Origin of the sequence: Pseudomonas persica (genome assembly GCF_900291015.1) — a bacterium.
Lineage (GTDB): Bacteria > Pseudomonadota > Gammaproteobacteria > Pseudomonadales > Pseudomonadaceae > Aquipseudomonas.
In genome coordinates, this window is the sequence record NZ_OLKL01000020.1 from 49744 (window position 1) to 66050 (window position 16307).

Consider the following 16307-nt stretch of genomic DNA (forward strand, 5'->3'; position numbering starts at 1 on the left):
TCTGGCGTACCCCCGCCTGGTTTTTTCCAGGGCGAGCTCCAGCAATGGATCCCGCCCTTTTTTGTGCACCAAGCAACCCTATGCAAAGCAGCAGCACTCTATTCCCCGTGGCCCTGCTCAGTGCCGAACGCCGCGGCGACCTCTGCGAAGACGTGTACCGGATCAAGGCCGGCAACGGCCCTGACCCCAGCGTCGAGCTGGCTGTCACCCGCCTGGGGCTGGCCGATCAGGGCCAGGCCCAAGGGGTGCCGGTCATTCTCTTGCACGGCAGCTTCTCCAACCGCCGCTTCTGGTACTCACCCAAAGGGGTTGGCCTGGGGGCCTATCTCGCCCGTGCCGGCTTCGATGTGTGGATCCCGGAAATGCGCGGCCACGGCCTGTCGCCGCGCAACCATGACTGGAAGCACAACAGCGTCGCCGGCTATGCCCGCGATGACCTGCCGCTGATTGCCGCGTTCGTGCGCGAGCAATCGGGCCAGACGCCGCACTGGGTCGGCCACTCCCTGGGGGGGACGACCCTGGCGGCAGCGCTGGGCGGTGGTTTTCTGGCTGCCGAGCAGGTGGCCAGCGTGGCGCTGTTCGGTACCCAGATCAGCCGTGTGTACTGGCCGTTGAAGGTACCACCGCTGGCCTGGGGGGCGAAGCTGCTACTCAAGCGCTGGGGGCAGATTTCCGGGCCGCGTTTCAAGCGTGGGCCGGAGGACGAGCCGATTGGCCTGGCGCTGGAGAGCATGCGCTGGCATGGCCTGTTCGGGCGTTTTGGCGACAAGCAGAACGACTGGTGGGCGGGGTTGGCCGAGGTGGATGTGCCGCTGTTGGCGGTGGCCGGCGCGGGGGACTTCCAGGACCCGGTGTGGGCCTGCCGCAAGCTGTTCGAGCAATTGGGCGGTGAGCGCAAGCAGTTTCTGCGGTTGGGCCCCGAGGAAGGCTTCGAGGCTTTCGGGCATGTCGACATGCTGGTGAGCAAGGCCGCGCAGGTGCAGGTGTGGCCGTTGGTGGAGCGGTGGCTGCGTGATCCGCTGGTGCCGGTGCATGAATCCACGGTGATGGCGGAGCCTGTGGTTGCTGGTTGATGTGGTTTCTCCTGTGTCGGCCTCTTCGCGGGTAAACCCGCTCCCACAGGTATCCCACTGCCCTCAGGCCATGTGGAATTCCTGTGGGAGCGGGTTTACCCGCGAAGAGGCCAGTACAGGTAAAACACAACTGACTGCCTGGTCCCGGATGACTGCAATGGGCTCTACGGTGTAGCCTTGACCGATACCCGCTTTCGTTGTGACTGACAGGAGCTTCCCATGCAGCATTACGTAACGCCCGACCTGTGTGACGCCTACCCCGACCTGGTGCAGGTGCTGGAACCGATGTTCAGCAATTTCGGCGGCCGCGATTCGTTCGGCGGTCAAATCGTCACCATCAAGTGCTTCGAAGACAACTCGCGGGTCAAGGAGCAGGTCGAGCTCGATGGCAAGGGCAAGGTCCTGGTCGTCGATGGGGGGGGCTCGCTGCGCCGTGCACTGCTCGGTGACATGCTCGCCGAAAAGGCTGCCAGGAACGGCTGGGAAGGCCTGGTGATCTACGGCTGCGTGCGTGACGTCGACGTGCTGATCCAGACCGACGTCGGCGTGCAGGCCCTGGCCAGCCACCCGATGAAGACCGACAGGCGCGGCATCGGCGACCTCAACGTGGCAGTGACCTTCGCCGGGGTGACCTTCCGCCCGGGCGAATACGTGTATGCCGACAACAATGGCGTACTGGTCTCGCCAAGCCCGCTGAAAATGCCTGCGTGATGCGCCGCCCGCGCTGATGGAGCTTTGATGTTCGAGGAAGACAACGCGCAGTGGGGGCTGGTACACGCCCTGGTGCTCGATGGCAAAGGCGGCGCGCGCTCGATTGCCCGTACCGAACTGGACGGCCTGCAGCTGCAACCCGAGCAGAGCCTATGGCTGCACTGGGACCGCAGCCATCCGCAAACCCGTACCTGGCTGCTGCACGACAGCGGCCTGAGCGCGTTCGCCTGCGAGCTGCTGCTGGAAGAAAACACCCGGCCGCGGCTGCTGCCCATGGCTGATGAGCAGCTGTTGCTGTTCCTGCGTGGGGTCAACCTCAACCCGGGTGCAGAGCCCGAAGACATGGTCTCGGTACGCATCTTTGCCGAGGCGCAGCGGGTCATCTCGCTGCGCCTGCGGCCGTTGCGCGCCAGTGACGAGATTCTCCAGCAGCTCGAAGAGGGCAGGGGCCCGAAATCGGCTGCCGAGCTGTTGCTACTGATGGGCGAACTGTTGACCGAAAAGGTCCAGGGCCTGGTCAGTGACCTGTCCGAACTGGTCGACCTGGAAGAAGAAAAGGTCGAATCCGACGAACGGTACACCCCGGAGAACGGCTGCCTGCAGCAGATCCGCCGGCGTGCCGCTGGTCTACGGCGTTTCCTTGCCCCGCAGCGGGAGATCTATGCCCAGCTGTCGCGTAGCAAATGGAGCTGGTTCGTCGATGCCGACGCCGATTACTGGAACGAGCTGAACAACAGCCTGATCCGCTACCTCGAAGAGCTGGAACTGACCCGCGAGCGGGCTGCGCTGGTGCTGGAAAGCGAGGATCGCCGGCGCAGCGAGCGGATGAACCGCACCATGTACCGCTTCGGCATCATCACTTGCATCTTCCTGCCCATGAGCTTCATCACCGGGCTGCTGGGCATCAATGTCGGCGGCATCCCGGGGGCGGAAAACCCCTATGGCTTCCTGTTTGCCTGCATCGTCGTGCTAGGGCTGGCGGTGGGGCAGTGGTGGCTGTTCCGGCGGTTGCGGTGGGTATAGATGCTCATTGACCTGCACCGGCCCTATCGCCGGCAAGCCAGCTCCCACAGGTACACCACAGGTTTCAAGGCTTGTGGTATCCCTGTGGGAGCTGGCTTGCCGGCGATAGGGCCAGCGCAGGCAAACGCTATTCATTTTGAAACATTCGTCCCAATGCGATGTGTGACCCATCGCCCGGCCATCTCGTCTCTGACTGACACTGCGCGAGGTGCCCATGCACGATCCGTTTGAAGAATCCCTGCGCGACCTGCTCAAGGCGTCACCCTCCGGCAATGACCGGGATGACCGGGACGACGCCGCTTGCCTGGGTCGCGTGCTGAAAACCGCCAACCGCCAGGTTGGCGCAGGTGATCTGTTCAGCCTGCTTGGCCGCTGGAGCCAGGCGCTGCTGATCGCCGTGAACAATGGCGCGGCGCATGTTGCGCCGGTACGTCGACACTCTTCCCGCAACGCTGCCAACGGCAGCAAAGCAGATAAGGCCGATTGAATATGGAACTCGATCTCTGGACTCAGAGCCTGGTCACCGCCATGACTGCCCTTTGGACCAAGGTAGCGAACTTCATCCCCAACCTGTTCGGCGCGCTGGTCGTGGTGCTGCTCGGTTTCGTGGTGGCCAAGCTGCTCGACACGCTGCTGTCCAAACTGCTGGCCAAGTTCGGCCTGGACCGCCTGATGGCCGGCACCGGTCTGACCAAGATGCTCGGCCGAGTCGGTATCCAGGTGCCGATCTCGACCCTGATCGGCAAGATCGTCTACTGGTTCGTGCTGCTCATCTTCCTGGTCTCGGCCGCTGAATCACTGGGCCTGGAGCGGGTTTCGGCAACCCTCGACATGCTCGCCCTGTACCTGCCGAAGGTGTTCGGCGCGGGCCTGGTGCTGCTGGCAGGCGTGCTGCTGGCCCAGGTGGCCAACGGCCTGGTGCGCGGCGCTGCCGAAGGCATCGGCCTGGAATACTCGGCAGGTCTGGGGCGCATCACCCAGGGCCTGGTGATCATCATCAGCATTTCGGTGGCCATCAGCCAGCTGGAGGTGAAAACCGACCTGCTGAACCATGTGATCGTGATCGGGCTGATTACCGTCGGTCTGGCCGTTGCACTGGCGATGGGCCTTGGCAGCCGCGAAATCGCCGGGCAGATCCTGGCCGGCATCTACGTGCGTGAGCTGTACCAGGTGGGCCAGCAGGTGCGGATTGGCGAGGTCGAAGGGCATATCGAGGAGATCGGTACGGTCAAGACGACGCTGCTGACCGATGATGGCGAACTGGTGTCGCTGTCCAATCGCGAGCTGCTTGAACAGCGAGTCAATAGCCGCTAACCGCACAAAGCTGTTAATGTATGCCGCCGCGAAAATCGACCCACGGGGTCGCGCGGCGACATTGACCTGACTGTCGGCCAGATCCGTTTTGAATAAAGTTCATTCGCCGCCCATGCGCTATGACCCCCGCGAACTCACCGACGAAGAGTTGGTGGCGCGTTCGCATGAGGAGCTGTACCACGTTACCCGCGCCTATGAGGAGCTCATGCGGCGCTACCAACGGACCCTGTTCAACGTCTGTGCGCGTTATCTGGGGAACGACCGTGACGCGGACGATGTCTGTCAGGAAGTCATGTTGAAAGTGCTGTACGGGCTGAAGAACTTCGAGGGTAAGTCCAAGTTCAAGACCTGGCTGTACAGCATCACCTACAACGAATGCATTACCCAGTACCGCAAGGAGCGCCGTAAACGTCGGTTGATGGATGCCTTGAGTCTGGACCCTGTCGAAGAGGCGTCCGAAGACAAGGCTCCGAAGCCGGAAGAAAAAGGCGGGCTGGATAAATGGCTGGTGCATGTGAACCCGATTGACCGGGAAATCCTGGTGCTACGTTTTGTCGCAGAGCTGGAATTTCAGGAAATTGCCGACATCATGCACATGGGCCTGAGCGCGACGAAAATGCGCTACAAGCGCGCGCTAGACAAGCTTCGAGAGAAATTTGCCGGCCTCGATGAAACTTAGTGGCGTGCAAATATCTCTAACGAACCGGCGAGTTCTGCTAGACTTGCCGTCGAGTTGTCCCCCTTGTTTGTGGTGGGACTGCTTAACTATCACCAGATGGGGATTTAACGGATGAAATTGAAAAACACCTTGGGCTTGGCCATTGGCTCGCTCGTCGCTGCCACTTCGTTCGGCGCTCTGGCTCAAGGCCAAGGCGCGGTCGAAATCGAAGGCAACGTTACCAAGCAGTACTACGACAGCGAGCGTAACTTCAAGAACGACGGCACCAATCCTGGTGTTCGCCTGGGTTACTTCCTGACTGACGACGTTTCCCTGGACCTCGGCTACAACGAGACCCACAACGCTCGTGGTGAAGTCTTCAACAAAGACATCAAAGGTTCCAAGGCCAAGCTCGACGCCACCTACCACTTCGGTACCGTGGGCGACGCTCTGCGTCCGTACGTTTCCGCCGGTTTCGCTCACGAGAGCCTGGGCCAGGCCACTCGTAGCGGCCGCGACCACTCCACCTTCGCCAACGTTGGCGCTGGCGCCAAGTGGTACATCACCGACATGTTCTTCGCCCGTGCCGGCGTAGAAGCCATGTACAACATCGACAACGGCAACACCGAGTGGGGTCCGACCGTTGGTGTTGGTCTGAACTTCGGCGGTAGCCCGAAGCAAGCTGAAGTCGCTCCGGCTCCAGTTGCCGAAGTGTGCTCCGACTCCGACAACGACGGCGTTTGCGACAACGTCGACAAGTGCCCTGACACCCCGGCCAACGTTACCGTTGACGCTGATGGCTGCCCGGCTGTTGCCGAAGTCGTTCGTGTTGAGCTGGACGTCAAGTTCGACTTCGACAAGTCGGTCGTCAAGCCAAACAGCTACGGTGACATCAAGAACCTGGCTGACTTCATGAAGCAGTACCCACAGACCACCACCACCGTGGAAGGTCACACTGACTCCGTCGGCCCAGACGCTTACAACCAGAAGCTGTCCGAGCGTCGTGCCAACGCTGTCAAGCAGGTCCTGACCCAGCAGTACGGCGTGGAATCCAGCCGTGTTGACTCGGTTGGCTACGGCGAAACCCGTCCGGTTGCCGACAACGCCACCGAAGAAGGCCGTGCTATCAACCGTCGCGTTGAAGCTCAGGTAGAAGCCCAGGCCAAGTAATTGGTTTGAAGCTTCATGAAAAACCCGGCCTCGGCCGGGTTTTTCTTTGCCTGTTTTTTGGGTTTGTGTGCCCCTTGTGGGAGCGGCCTTGTGTCGCGAAAGGGCTGCACAGCAGCCCCGGCAATACCTGCGGCGAAGCTGAAAAGCTGGGGCCGCTACGCGCCCCTTTCGCGACACAAGGCCGCTCCCACAAAGGCCGGTGCAGGCAGCGCATCACCCTGCAATTGCCACCGATTCCTGAACCACCTGCTCCCCAACTACCTCACCAATCACCAGTATCGCCGGGCTACGCAAGCCAAACCCCCGCGCATCCGCCACCATCCCCCGCACATCGCTCCTGCACTCCCGCTGTTGTGGCAACGAGGCATTCTCGATCATCGCCACCGGCATCCCCGGTGCCATGCCGCCGTCCAGCAACCCTTGGCGCAGCTGCTCTAGCCTGGCCACGCCCATGTACACCACCAGCGTCGTCCCGCCCTGGGCCAAGGCCGTCCAGTTCAGCTCGCTGTCATCCTGGGTATGTGCGGTGACCAGCGTCACGCCCCGGCTCACGCCGCGTGAGGTCAGGGAGATCCCGCATTGCGTGGCGCCGGCCAGGCCGGCGGTGATGCCGTTGACCACTTCCACCTCGATGCCATGCCCCTGCAGCCACAGCGCCTCTTCACCGCCCCGGCCGAAGATGCACGGGTCGCCGCCTTTGAGCCGTACCACGCAGCGGCCTTGCCGCGCATGGCGCAGCATCAGGCGCTGGATGAACGCCTGCGGCGTAGAGCGGCAGCCGCCGCGCTTGCCCACGGCAATCACCCGGGCCTGCGGGCAATGCTCCAGCACCGCCGGGTTGACCAGGTCGTCGATCATCACCACGGCGGCTTGCTGCAAGGCGCGTACAGCCTTGAGGGTGAGCAGTTCGGGGTCACCAGGGCCAGCACCAACCAGCCAGACTTTTGCATTCATCAGGATTTCCTCATCGGCAAGCTGCCTTCAGCCCTTGAGCAGGGTGAGCAGCAATATCAGGTTGAACAGCAAGGACAGCAGGGCCAGGGTGCGCCAGACCTTCAACGGCTCGCGCTCCAGCAACGGCCGTGGACGGCTTGGCAGTTCCTGGCGGTCGCCTCGTTCGAGCAGCAGCAACCAGTGTTCAGCGGTTTCGAAGCGTTGCGCCGGGTCGGCTGCCAGCGCCTGCTGCAGGTTATGCTGTAGCCATTCCGGCAGGTCGGGGCGGTAGCGTGCGGCGTTGACCGGCTGGCCGAAGCGCGGGCGCTGGAAGGCCTCCACCTCGCCGTACGGGAAGTGGCCGGTCAGCAGGTGATAGAGCGTCACGCCCACCGCATACAGGTCCTGGCGTGGACTGGGCGGCTGGCCGTCGAACGCTTCCGGGGCAATGTATGACGGTGTGCCCGGCAACTCGTGCAGCGGGTCTTCGGACAGGCCCGGGCAGTAGGCCAGGCCAAAGTCCAGCAGGCGCAGCTGGCCATCGCTGCCCAGGTGCAGGTTCTCTGGCTTGATGTCGCGGTGCAGCAGGTTGCGCCGATGCAGTACACCGACCGCCTGCAGCAGTTGCCGGGCCAGCTCCAGCCACTGCGGCATGGGCAGCGGGCCGTGTTCGGCCAGCAGCGCCGCCAGGCTCTGGCCGGGGTATTCGCGCATCACGTAGTACAGGTGCTGGCGCTGGCTGGCGGCGTGCAGCTCGGGGAAGTGCCGGCCAGCGACCCGGCGCAGGAACCACTCTTCCAGCAACAGCCCTTGTGCTGCGCCGGGCTCCTGCTCGCGTGCGGCGGGCAGGGTCTTCAGCAGCCAGGCTTGGCCCTGAGCATCGCGCACCCGGTACAGCAGTGACTGGCGGCTGTGCGAAAGCAGCTTTTCGGCTTGCCAGCCATCGATGACCTGGCCCTCGCGCAGCGGGCCGGGCACCGGCCATTGCTGCAGCTGCGCCAGGGTGTCGCCCAGGTTGGCCGTGCCCAGTTGCTCGACCTGCACCAGCAAGGCACTGGCGTTGTCCTGGCTACCGTTGAGGTGCGCGCTGGCAACCAGGGTGTCGACGGCCAGTTGCAGGTCGGGTTGCTCGCGCAGCACCGCCTGGATGTGCTGGTCGCCCAGGCTGGCCCATACGCCATCGCTCAGCAGCAGGAAGCTCTCGCCCGGCTGCAGCTCGCCTTCCAGATAATCCACCAGCAGGTGCTGGTCCAGGCCCAGCGCGCGTTTCAGCACATGCTGCATGCCGGGCTGGTCCCATACATGGTCTTCGCTCAGGCACTGCAGGCACCCGGCGTGCCAGCGGTAGACGCGGCAGTCGCCTACGTGTGCCAGGGTAAAGCGCCGGCCACGCAGCACCAGCGCGCTGAGGGTGGTCAGCAATGGTTGGCCGCTGCCTTGGGCTCGCAGCCAGCGGTTCTGCGCCAGCAGCAGGCGGTCCAGGGCCTGGGCCACGCTCCAGGTCGCAGGGGTGGCGTAGTAGTCCAGGGCCAGCGCCTGCAGGCTGGCACGGGCTGCCAGGCCGCCATCGGCACATTGGCTGACGCCGTCGGCGAGGGCGAACAGGTAGCCCTTGCTGGCGGCCAGCTCCGGCGCTGGGGTAACCAGGCGCAGGGCGTCCTGGTTTTCCTCGCGCGGCCCGGTGGCGCTGGCCTGGGCAAAGCTCAGTTGCAGGCTCATGGCTGTGTCTCAGACCCGCGCCGCGGTAACCGCAGCCGAGCCCCAGGTGGTGCGCCAGCGCTGTTTCACGCCGTGCAGGCCAAACCAGGCCAGCAAGCCCAGGCTGGCGAACAGCCACAGCCCCAGCTGGTAGTCGCCGGTGTGCTGCTTGATGGTGCCAAGCCCGGCCGCCAGCAGGAAACCTCCGATACCGCCGGCCATGCCGATCAGCCCGGTCATAACGCCGATCTCCTGGCGGAAGCGTTGCGGCACCAGCTGGAACACCGCGCCGTTGCCGGCGCCCAGGCCGAGCATGGCGCTGACGAACAGTGCCAGTGCGGCGGTTGCGCTGGGCAGGTTGAAACCGACCGCAGCGATACAGATGGCCGCCACACTGTACATGCCCAGCAGGGTGCGGATACCGCCGAAGCGGTCGGCCAAGGCGCCGCCGAGTGGGCGCATCAGGCTACCGGCGAACACGCAGGCGGCGGTGTAGTAGCCGGCGGTGACCGGGCTCAGGCCATATTGGTCGCTGAAGTAGCCGGGCAGGGCGCTGGCCAGGCCGATGAAGCCGCCGAAGGTGACACTGTAGAAGAACATGAACCACCAGCTGTCACGGTCGCCCAGGGCCTTGAGGTAGTCGGCCATGGCTTTTGGCTTGGGCCGCTGCGGAGCATTGCGTGCCAGCAGGGCAAACACCACCAGCGTCAGCGACAGCGGGATCAGTGCGAAGCCGAACACATTGTTCCAGCCAAAACCCGCGGCCAGCGCCGGGGCCAGCAGGGCGGCGAACACCGTGCCGGAGTTGCCGGCACCGGCAATGCCCATGGCTTTGCCTTGGTGCTGCGGCGGGTACCATTGCGAGGCCAGCGGCAGCGATACGGCAAACGAGGCGCCGGCAAAGCCGAGGAACACTCCCAGCAGCAGCGCCTGCTCATAGCTGTGCACGCCCAGGTGCCAGGCGGCTGCGAGAGCAACGATCACCACCACTTGGCCGATCAGCCCGGCAGTCTTGGGTGACAGGCGGTCGACCAGCACGCCCATGGCGAAGCGCAGGATCGCCCCGGCCAGGATCGGTGTGGCCACCATCAGGCCCCGTTGTTGTGCACTCAGCTGCAGGTCGGCGGCAATTTGCACCGCCAGTGGGCCAAGCAGGTACCAGACCATGAAGCTGAGATCGAAGTACAGGAACGCGGCGAACAGCGTGGGCACATGCCCGGATTTCCAGAAGCTGGTACTCATCGAACACCTCACTCGGCAATGCAACGGAACGAAAAAGACGCCGCTACCCGCTCCATGGGGGTGGAGGGGAGAGCGACGTCTTTGTCGGGGATTAAGTGGGGCAACCGCCGTTGGCTACCGGTGATATTTGTTCAGCAAGAGATGGGCCAACTGGTGGCAGGGGTCATGAGATTTTCAGCCCCATCACCCCAACATCTCGTGCATGGCGATGATCTGCTCGGCCACCTGGATCAGCTTCTGCTGCCGGCTCATGGCCTGGCGGCGCATCAGCGTGTAGGCCTGTTCTTCGTTGCAGTCCTTCATCTTCATCAGCAAACCCTTGGCCTGCTCGATGCGCTTGCGCTCGGCCAGTTGCTGGTCGCGCGCAAGCAACTGCGCCTTCAGCGCCTGGTCACTTTCGAAACGGGCCATGGCCACGTCCATTATCGGCTGCAGCCGCGCGGCATGGATGCCTTCGACGATGTAGGCGCTTACCCCCGCCTGGATCGCCTGGCGCATCACCACGGGGTCGTGTTCGTCGGTAAACAGCACGATGGGCCGCGGCTGGTCACGGCTGACCAGCACCACCTGTTCCATCACATCGCGGTCCGGTGAGTCGGTATCGATCAGCACCACGTCCGGGCGCACCGTTTCGACGCAGGCCGGCAGGTCGATGGTCAGGCCTGGGGCTTCGATGACCTCGAAGCCGGCCTCGCTCAAGGCCGCCTTGAGGCGGCCGAGTTTGCTCTGGGTGTCGTCGATCAGCAGGATGCGCAACATGGTTGTCCCCCCTTACGCGCCGACACGGGCATCGGGCAGGTCGCCCAGGGCATGCAGGCTGAAACTGCGGGCATATCCGTAGGGGTCGCTGCCATCCCAGCGGCTGCCGTCGATCAACAGGCTGCTGCGCATCGGCTGCTCGGGGCAGGCCACGCCCAGGCTTTGTGCCGCCTCGCTATAGAGTGCCAGCTGCTGGACCTGGCGGGCCACGCCGAGGTAGTCGGGGTCTTCGCGCAGCAGGCCCCAGCGGCGAAACTGGGTCATGAACCACATGCCATCGGACAGGTACGGCAGGTTGGCCCGGCCATGGTCGTGCAGGCGCAGGGCGTGCGGGTCTTGCCAGTAGTTGCCCAAGCCATCGTGGTAGCTGCCGAGCAAGCGCGGTTCGACACTTGCCAGCGGGGTGTCCAGGTAGGCGCTGTTGCTGAGCAGTTGCGCAGTGCTGCGGCGGTTTTCCGGGCTTTGCTCAATGAAGCGGCTGGCTGCGAGGACCGCCTTGATCAGCGCACGGGCGCTGTTGGGGTATTGTTCGGCGAAGGCGCGGGCGCAGGCCAGGACCTTTTCCGGGTGGTCTGGCCAGATCGCCTGGCTGGTGGCCAGGGTGAAGCCTTGGCCCGTGGCCACTGCATCGGCAGACCAGGGTTCGCCCACACAGAAACCGTCGATACGCCCGGCCTGGATATGTGCGGCCATTTGCGCCGGCGGCACCACCACGCTGTCGACGTCGCGCAGCGGGTGGATGCCCTGGCTGGCCAGCCAGTAATACAGCCACATGGCGTGGGTGCCGGTGGGGAAGGTCTGGGCAAAGGTGAGGCGTGCGCCATGCTGGTGCACCAAGCGCGCCAATGCTTCAGGGTTGGTCACGCCTTTGCGTTGCAGGGCCGGGGACAGGTTTATGGCCTGGGCATTCTGGTTCAGCCCCATGAGCACGGCCATGGCACTGGCCGGTACACCGCCGATGCCCAGGTGCACGGCGTAGGCCAGGCCATACAGGCAGTGCGCGGCATCCAGCTCGCCGCTGACCAGCTTGTCGCGTAGCCCGGCCCAGGAGCCCTGGCGCTTGAGGTTGAGGGTAAGGCCGTGCTGCTGGGCGAAGCCCTGGGTGGCGGCGACTACCACCGAGGCGCAGTCGGTCAGGGCCATGTAGCCGATGTTCAGACTGGGCTTTTCCGGCGCGTCGCTGCCGTTGACCCAGGCCAGGGGCGTTGCTCGGGGTGCAGTGTTCACAAGGTTCCTCGCCCGTATTTATAAAGCTGTGGGCTGAACTGGTGCAACCGATGTGCCAAAGGGAATTGGCACCATTTTGCGGCCCTGTGGGAGCGGGTTCATCCGCGAAGCAGGCCGCGCGGTGGATGGCATCGGCTTCGCCGGTGTTCGCGGGTGAACCCGCTCCCACAGAACCCCACGATTTGCTGTCATGCCAGCCTTACGCTGGCTATAATCGCCCCCTCACTCACCCCGAGCCTTGCCCGCCCATGTATACCCTGGCCCGCCAGTTGCTGTTCAAGCTTTCCCCGGAAACCTCCCACGACCTGTCCCTGGACCTGATCGGCGCCGGTGGCCGTCTCGGCCTCAACGGTATGCTGTGCAAGCAGCCGGCGGCTTTGCCGGTTACGGTCATGGGCTTGAACTTCGCCAACCCGGTGGGCCTGGCGGCCGGCCTGGACAAGAACGGCGCTGCCATCGACGGTTTCGCCCAGCTGGGCTTCGGCTTCGTCGAAATCGGCACCGTCACCCCGCGCCCGCAGTCGGGCAACCCCAAGCCGCGGTTGTTCCGCCTGCCGGAGGCTACGGCCATCATCAACCGCATGGGTTTCAACAACCTGGGCGTCGATCACCTGCTCGGCCGGGTGCGGGCTGCGCGTTACAACGGCGTGCTGGGCATCAACATCGGCAAGAATTTCGACACCCCGGTGGAGCGCGCCGTCGATGACTACCTGATCTGCCTGGACAAGGTGTACGCCGACGCCAGTTACATCACGGTCAACGTCAGTTCGCCAAACACCCCGGGCCTGCGCAGCTTGCAGTTCGGCGATTCGCTCAAGCAACTGCTCGATGCCCTGGCCGAGCGCCGCGAGCAACTGGCCGGCACGCATGGCAAGCGCGTGCCGCTGGCAATCAAGATCGCCCCGGACATGAGCGACGAAGAAACCGCCCTGGTAGCCGCCGCGCTGATGGAGTCGGGCATGGATGCAGTGATCGCCACCAACACCACGCTGGGCCGTGAAGGTGTCGAAGGGCTGCCGTATGGTGGCGAGGCTGGCGGCCTGTCGGGTGCGCCGGTGCTGGAGAAGAGCACCCATATTGTCAAGGTGCTGGCGGGTGAGCTGGGTGGCAAGCTGCCGGTCATTGCCGCCGGTGGCATTACCGAAGGCCGCCATGCCGCCGAGAAGATCGCTGCCGGGGCGAGCCTGGTGCAGATCTACTCGGGCTTCATTTACAAGGGGCCGGCGCTGATTCGCGAAGCGGTTGACGCTATCGCTGCGATGCCGCGCTGACCTGACCGGCCTATTCGCGGGTAAACCCGCTCCCCCAGGTGCCCCACAGCTATCAACACCTGTGCGGTCCCTGTGGGAGCGGGTTTACCCGCGAAAAAGCCAGCGCGGATATGGATTCGAAGCCATAAAAAAGGGCCCCGTCAAGGGGCCCCTGGGCCTTCGCCCGCCGCCCGGATAGGGCGTGCATGGTGAATCGAATTCAGTGTCCTCGTTCAGCCAACGGCGTGATTTTCGTTGAGTCTATGGATGCCAGCGGTGCCAGTCATTCCGTCCCAGTTATCACCGCGACCTTCGCGCCAGCCGTTGATCCAGGCTTGGCGAACAGAAGGAAGATTGAAGGGGCAAAGTTCGCGGGATTTGCCGGTGACCCCGTATTGGTAGCCACGTGAATATGCTCTTTCCAACGGATCACGCTTAAGTCTTCTCATAGGGTGTTGCCCTCACTTGTTGACTGTAATGTCCCGTCGGCCTCTCCGAGGCCGGGCAGAGTCTTTCTGCCGGTGTGCGCTCGCTGCCGGCGTGGCGAGCTGAAAGTGCCACCTCGTTGCGAAGCGGCCTGAGACCAGTTCTATCGAATGCGAGTCACGCTGTGAATGATCGATTTGTCATAAGCACGTAACCTTTCCAAGGGTCAGGAGATAAGTAAGTAAATGCGACTCAACCTTGTTTGGCGTTGAGCCCGCTATGATCAGGGTTTGCCGATCATTGACGTCATTTCGCCAGCGTTGCTTGCGGATGACAGAAATAATTTGAAATGCGACGAAGGGTCACATCGGCCCTGGTATCGCCAGAATTTTTCGTACTGCCTGATGATCTAAGCTGTCTTTGCCACCGGGCCAAGCGCAGATCGGTCAGGCGGCCCGGCCTTTCATCGCACGCTGCGTGGCGGGAAAGGCCACCCGCACGCCTGCTGGAAAGGTATGCGGGCAAACATCGCGGGGCGATGCGTCGCCCCGTCAGTCAAATAGCCCAAGGCGCTGGATTACTCATGTCGGACCGTTTCGAACTTTATCTCACTTGCCCCAAAGGCCTGGAAGGCCTGCTTGCCGAAGAGGCCCGCAGCCTCGGCCTGGATGACGTGCGCGAGCACACCTCGGCCATTCGCGGCGCCGCCGACATGGAAACCGCCTACCGCCTGTGCCTGTGGTCACGCCTGGCCAATCGGGTGCTGCTGGTACTCAAGCGCTTCTCCATGAAGAACGCCGACGACCTCTACGACGGCGTGCACGCAGTTGACTGGGCCGATCATCTGGCAGCCGACGGCACCCTGGCGGTGGAGTTCAGCGGCCATGGCTCGGGCATCGACAACACCCACTTCGGTGCGCTGAAGGTCAAGGATGCGATTGTCGACAAGCTGCGCAACCGCGAAGGCCTGCGCCCGTCGGTGGAGAAGATCGACCCGGATGTGCGCGTGCACCTGCGCCTGGACCGTGGCGAAGCCATTCTCTCCCTCGACCTCTCCGGGCACAGCCTGCACCAGCGTGGCTACCGCCTGCAGCAAGGCGCCGCGCCACTGAAGGAAAACCTGGCGGCGGCGGTGCTGATCCGCGCCGGCTGGCCGCGCATTGCCGGCGAAGGCGGCGCGCTGGCCGACCCGATGTGCGGTGTGGGTACCTTCCTGGTCGAAGCGGCGATGATCGCCGCCGATATCGCGCCCAACCTCAAGCGTGAACGCTGGGGCTTCAGTGCCTGGCTCGGCCATGTGCCGGCGTTGTGGCGCAAGGTGCATGACGAGGCGCAGGCGCGGGCACAGGCCGGCCTGGCCAAGCCACCGCTGTGGATCCGTGGCTACGAGGCCGACCCGCGGCTGATCCAGCCAGGGCGCAACAACGTCGAGCGTGCCGGCCTGGGCGACTGGGTGAAGATCTACCAGGGTGAAGTCAGCACCTTCGAGCCGCGTCCGGACCAGAACCAGAAAGGCCTGGTCATCAGCAACCCGCCCTATGGCGAGCGCCTGGGTGACGAAGCCAGCCTGCTGTACCTCTACCAGAACCTCGGTGAGCGCCTGCGCCAGGCCTGCATGGGCTGGGAGGCAGCGGTGTTCACCGGCGCGCCGCAGCTGGGCAAGCGCATGGGCATTCGCAGCCACAAGCAGTACGCGTTCTGGAACGGCGCCTTGCCGTGCAAGCTGCTGCTGTTCAAGGTGCAGCCTGACCAGTTCGTCACCGGCGAGCGCCGCGAGGCGCAGCCTGAAGGCGCGGAAAGCCGCCAGCAGGCTGCGCTGGCCAGCGAGCCAGCGCGTCTGTCGGAAGGGGCGCAAATGTTCGCCAACCGCCTGCAGAAAAACCTCAAGCAACTGGGCAAGTGGGCGCGCCGCGAGCAGGTCGATTGCTACCGCCTGTACGATGCCGACATGCCTGAATATGCCTTGGCGGTCGACCTGTACCAGGATTGGGTGCACGTGCAGGAATACGCCGCGCCACGTTCGGTCGACCCGGACAAGGCCCAGGCGCGCCTGCTCGACGCGCTGGCAGCCATCCCGCAGGCCCTGGGCATTTCACCACAGCGGGTGGTGCTCAAGCGGCGCGAGCGGCAGAGCGGCACGCGCCAGTACGAGCGCCAGGCTACCGAAGGCCGCTTCCAGGAAGTGAACGAAGGTGGCGTCAAGCTGCTGGTCAACCTCACCGACTACCTCGACACCGGCCTGTTCCTTGACCATCGCCCGATGCGCATGCGCATCCAGCGCGAGGCCGCAGGCAAGCGCTTCCTCAACCTGTTCTGCTACACCGCCACGGCCACCGTGCATGCGGCCAAGGGCGGCGCCCGCAGCACCACCAGCGTCGACCTGTCGAAAACCTACCTGGACTGGGCGCGGCGCAACCTGGCGCTCAATGGCTTCTCCGAGCGCAACCGTCTGGAGCAGGGCGATGTGATGGCCTGGCTGGAAGGCAACCGCGACAGCTACGACCTGATCTTCATCGACCCACCGACCTTCTCCAACTCCAAGCGCATGGAAGGCGTGTTCGACGTGCAGCGTGACCACGTGCAACTGCTGGACCTGGCCATGGCCCGCCTGGCGCCGGGTGGCGTGCTGTACTTCTCCAACAACTTCCGCAAGTTCCAGCTGGACGAGCACCTGATGGCGCGTTACGCGGTGGAGGAAATCACGGCCCAGACCCTGGACCCGGACTTCGCCCGCAATAACCGTATCCATCGTGCCTGGCGTTTACAGCTTCGTTAAGGCGACGAGGTACGTTGCGCGGCTAATGGCCAATAGCTATAACTGAG

General features: G+C 64.0%; 15 protein-coding genes. 9 read left to right on the top strand and 6 right to left on the bottom strand.

Features of this window, described 5'->3' with window-relative positions; all coding sequences use genetic code 11:
- Positions 1-80: 80 nt before the first annotated feature.
- From FQ664_RS10490 to FQ664_RS10525, 7 genes are all read left to right on the top strand, one after another.
- A complete protein-coding gene (locus FQ664_RS10490) occupies positions 81-1073 on the top strand; it encodes an alpha/beta fold hydrolase (RefSeq protein WP_256675916.1) in 993 nt (330 codons plus the stop codon).
- A 219-nt stretch (positions 1074-1292) separates the two neighbouring features.
- Positions 1293-1784 (top strand): ribonuclease E activity regulator RraA, encoded by a 492-nt coding sequence (gene rraA / locus FQ664_RS10495; protein WP_144171858.1) that lies wholly within the window; start codon positions 1293-1295, stop codon positions 1782-1784.
- Positions 1785-1811: 27 nt separating this feature from the next.
- Positions 1812-2807, top strand: coding sequence for a zinc transporter ZntB (locus tag FQ664_RS10500; protein WP_144171859.1), 996 nt, complete (start codon positions 1812-1814; stop codon positions 2805-2807).
- 214 nt (positions 2808-3021) lie between these two features.
- A complete protein-coding gene (locus FQ664_RS10510) occupies positions 3022-3294 on the top strand; it encodes a hypothetical protein (protein WP_004376140.1) in 273 nt (90 codons plus the stop codon).
- Between the two features lie 2 nt (positions 3295-3296).
- Positions 3297-4121, top strand: coding sequence for a mechanosensitive ion channel family protein (locus tag FQ664_RS10515; protein WP_144171861.1), 825 nt, complete (start codon positions 3297-3299; stop codon positions 4119-4121).
- A gap of 112 nt (positions 4122-4233) precedes the next feature.
- Positions 4234-4800 carry an RNA polymerase sigma factor SigX gene (gene sigX, locus FQ664_RS10520; protein WP_003248665.1) on the top strand — a complete coding sequence of 189 codons (567 nt, stop codon included), beginning with the start codon at positions 4234-4236 and terminating at the stop codon, positions 4798-4800.
- Between the two features lie 111 nt (positions 4801-4911).
- The gene (locus tag FQ664_RS10525; protein WP_144171862.1) at positions 4912-5949 is read left to right on the top strand and encodes an OmpA family protein; all 1038 of its coding nucleotides are present in this window, start codon (positions 4912-4914) and stop codon (positions 5947-5949) included.
- 213 nt (positions 5950-6162) lie between these two features.
- On the opposite strand, the gene cobA is transcribed toward FQ664_RS10525, so the two are convergent.
- From cobA to FQ664_RS10550, 5 genes are all read right to left on the bottom strand, one after another.
- Positions 6163-6903 (bottom strand): uroporphyrinogen-III C-methyltransferase, encoded by a 741-nt coding sequence (gene cobA, locus FQ664_RS10530; RefSeq protein WP_144171863.1) that lies wholly within the window; start codon positions 6901-6903, stop codon positions 6163-6165.
- 27 nt (positions 6904-6930) lie between these two features.
- A complete protein-coding gene (locus FQ664_RS10535; RefSeq protein ID WP_144171864.1) occupies positions 6931-8601 on the bottom strand; it encodes a bifunctional protein-serine/threonine kinase/phosphatase in 1671 nt (556 codons plus the stop codon).
- 9 nt (positions 8602-8610) lie between these two features.
- On the bottom strand, positions 8611-9822 hold the full coding sequence (locus tag FQ664_RS10540) for a nitrate/nitrite transporter (RefSeq protein ID WP_144171865.1): 1212 nt from the start codon (positions 9820-9822) through the stop codon (positions 8611-8613).
- A 183-nt stretch (positions 9823-10005) separates the two neighbouring features.
- Entirely contained in the window at positions 10006-10581 is a 576-nt protein-coding gene (locus FQ664_RS10545) for an ANTAR domain-containing response regulator (RefSeq protein WP_144171866.1), read from the bottom strand.
- A gap of 12 nt (positions 10582-10593) precedes the next feature.
- Positions 10594-11808, bottom strand: coding sequence for a CmpA/NrtA family ABC transporter substrate-binding protein (locus FQ664_RS10550; RefSeq protein ID WP_144171867.1), 1215 nt, complete (start codon positions 11806-11808; stop codon positions 10594-10596).
- Positions 11809-12056: 248 nt separating this feature from the next.
- Here FQ664_RS10550 and FQ664_RS10560 point away from each other — a divergent pair, with 248 nt between their 5' ends.
- Positions 12057-13079 carry a quinone-dependent dihydroorotate dehydrogenase gene (locus FQ664_RS10560; protein WP_144171868.1) on the top strand — a complete coding sequence of 341 codons (1023 nt, stop codon included), beginning with the start codon at positions 12057-12059 and terminating at the stop codon, positions 13077-13079.
- 212 nt (positions 13080-13291) lie between these two features.
- Here FQ664_RS10560 and rmf read toward each other — a convergent pair whose 3' ends face one another.
- Complete coding sequence (gene rmf / locus FQ664_RS10565) at positions 13292-13507, bottom strand: ribosome modulation factor (RefSeq protein WP_003248687.1); 216 nt, start codon at positions 13505-13507, stop codon at positions 13292-13294.
- Positions 13508-14067: 560 nt separating this feature from the next.
- On the opposite strand from rmf, the gene rlmKL reads away from it, so the two are divergent.
- On the top strand, positions 14068-16260 hold the full coding sequence (gene rlmKL / locus FQ664_RS10570; protein ID WP_144171869.1) for a bifunctional 23S rRNA (guanine(2069)-N(7))-methyltransferase RlmK/23S rRNA (guanine(2445)-N(2))-methyltransferase RlmL: 2193 nt from the start codon (positions 14068-14070) through the stop codon (positions 16258-16260).
- Positions 16261-16307 lie beyond the last annotated feature (47 nt).

What these genes read in the sequence shown, in the direction of transcription:
- FQ664_RS10490 (WP_256675916.1), top strand. Translation starts at nt 81, where the DNA reads ATGCAAAGCAGCAGCACTCTATTCCCCGTGGCCCTGCTCAGTGCCGAA.
- rraA (WP_144171858.1), top strand. Translation starts at nt 1,293, where the DNA reads ATGCAGCATTACGTAACGCCCGACCTGTGTGACGCCTACCCCGACCTG.
- FQ664_RS10500 (WP_144171859.1), top strand. Translation starts at nt 1,812, where the DNA reads ATGTTCGAGGAAGACAACGCGCAGTGGGGGCTGGTACACGCCCTGGTG.
- FQ664_RS10510 (WP_004376140.1), top strand. Translation starts at nt 3,022, where the DNA reads ATGCACGATCCGTTTGAAGAATCCCTGCGCGACCTGCTCAAGGCGTCA.
- FQ664_RS10515 (WP_144171861.1), top strand. Translation starts at nt 3,297, where the DNA reads ATGGAACTCGATCTCTGGACTCAGAGCCTGGTCACCGCCATGACTGCC.
- sigX (WP_003248665.1), top strand. Translation starts at nt 4,234, where the DNA reads ATGCGCTATGACCCCCGCGAACTCACCGACGAAGAGTTGGTGGCGCGT.
- FQ664_RS10525 (WP_144171862.1), top strand. Translation starts at nt 4,912, where the DNA reads ATGAAATTGAAAAACACCTTGGGCTTGGCCATTGGCTCGCTCGTCGCT.
- cobA (WP_144171863.1), bottom strand. Translation starts at nt 6,903, where the DNA reads ATGAATGCAAAAGTCTGGCTGGTTGGTGCTGGCCCTGGTGACCCCGAA.
- FQ664_RS10535 (WP_144171864.1), bottom strand. Translation starts at nt 8,601, where the DNA reads ATGAGCCTGCAACTGAGCTTTGCCCAGGCCAGCGCCACCGGGCCGCGC.
- FQ664_RS10540 (WP_144171865.1), bottom strand. Translation starts at nt 9,822, where the DNA reads ATGAGTACCAGCTTCTGGAAATCCGGGCATGTGCCCACGCTGTTCGCC.
- FQ664_RS10545 (WP_144171866.1), bottom strand. Translation starts at nt 10,581, where the DNA reads ATGTTGCGCATCCTGCTGATCGACGACACCCAGAGCAAACTCGGCCGC.
- FQ664_RS10560 (WP_144171868.1), top strand. Translation starts at nt 12,057, where the DNA reads ATGTATACCCTGGCCCGCCAGTTGCTGTTCAAGCTTTCCCCGGAAACC.
- rmf (WP_003248687.1), bottom strand. Translation starts at nt 13,507, where the DNA reads ATGAGAAGACTTAAGCGTGATCCGTTGGAAAGAGCATATTCACGTGGC.
- rlmKL (WP_144171869.1), top strand. Translation starts at nt 14,068, where the DNA reads ATGTCGGACCGTTTCGAACTTTATCTCACTTGCCCCAAAGGCCTGGAA.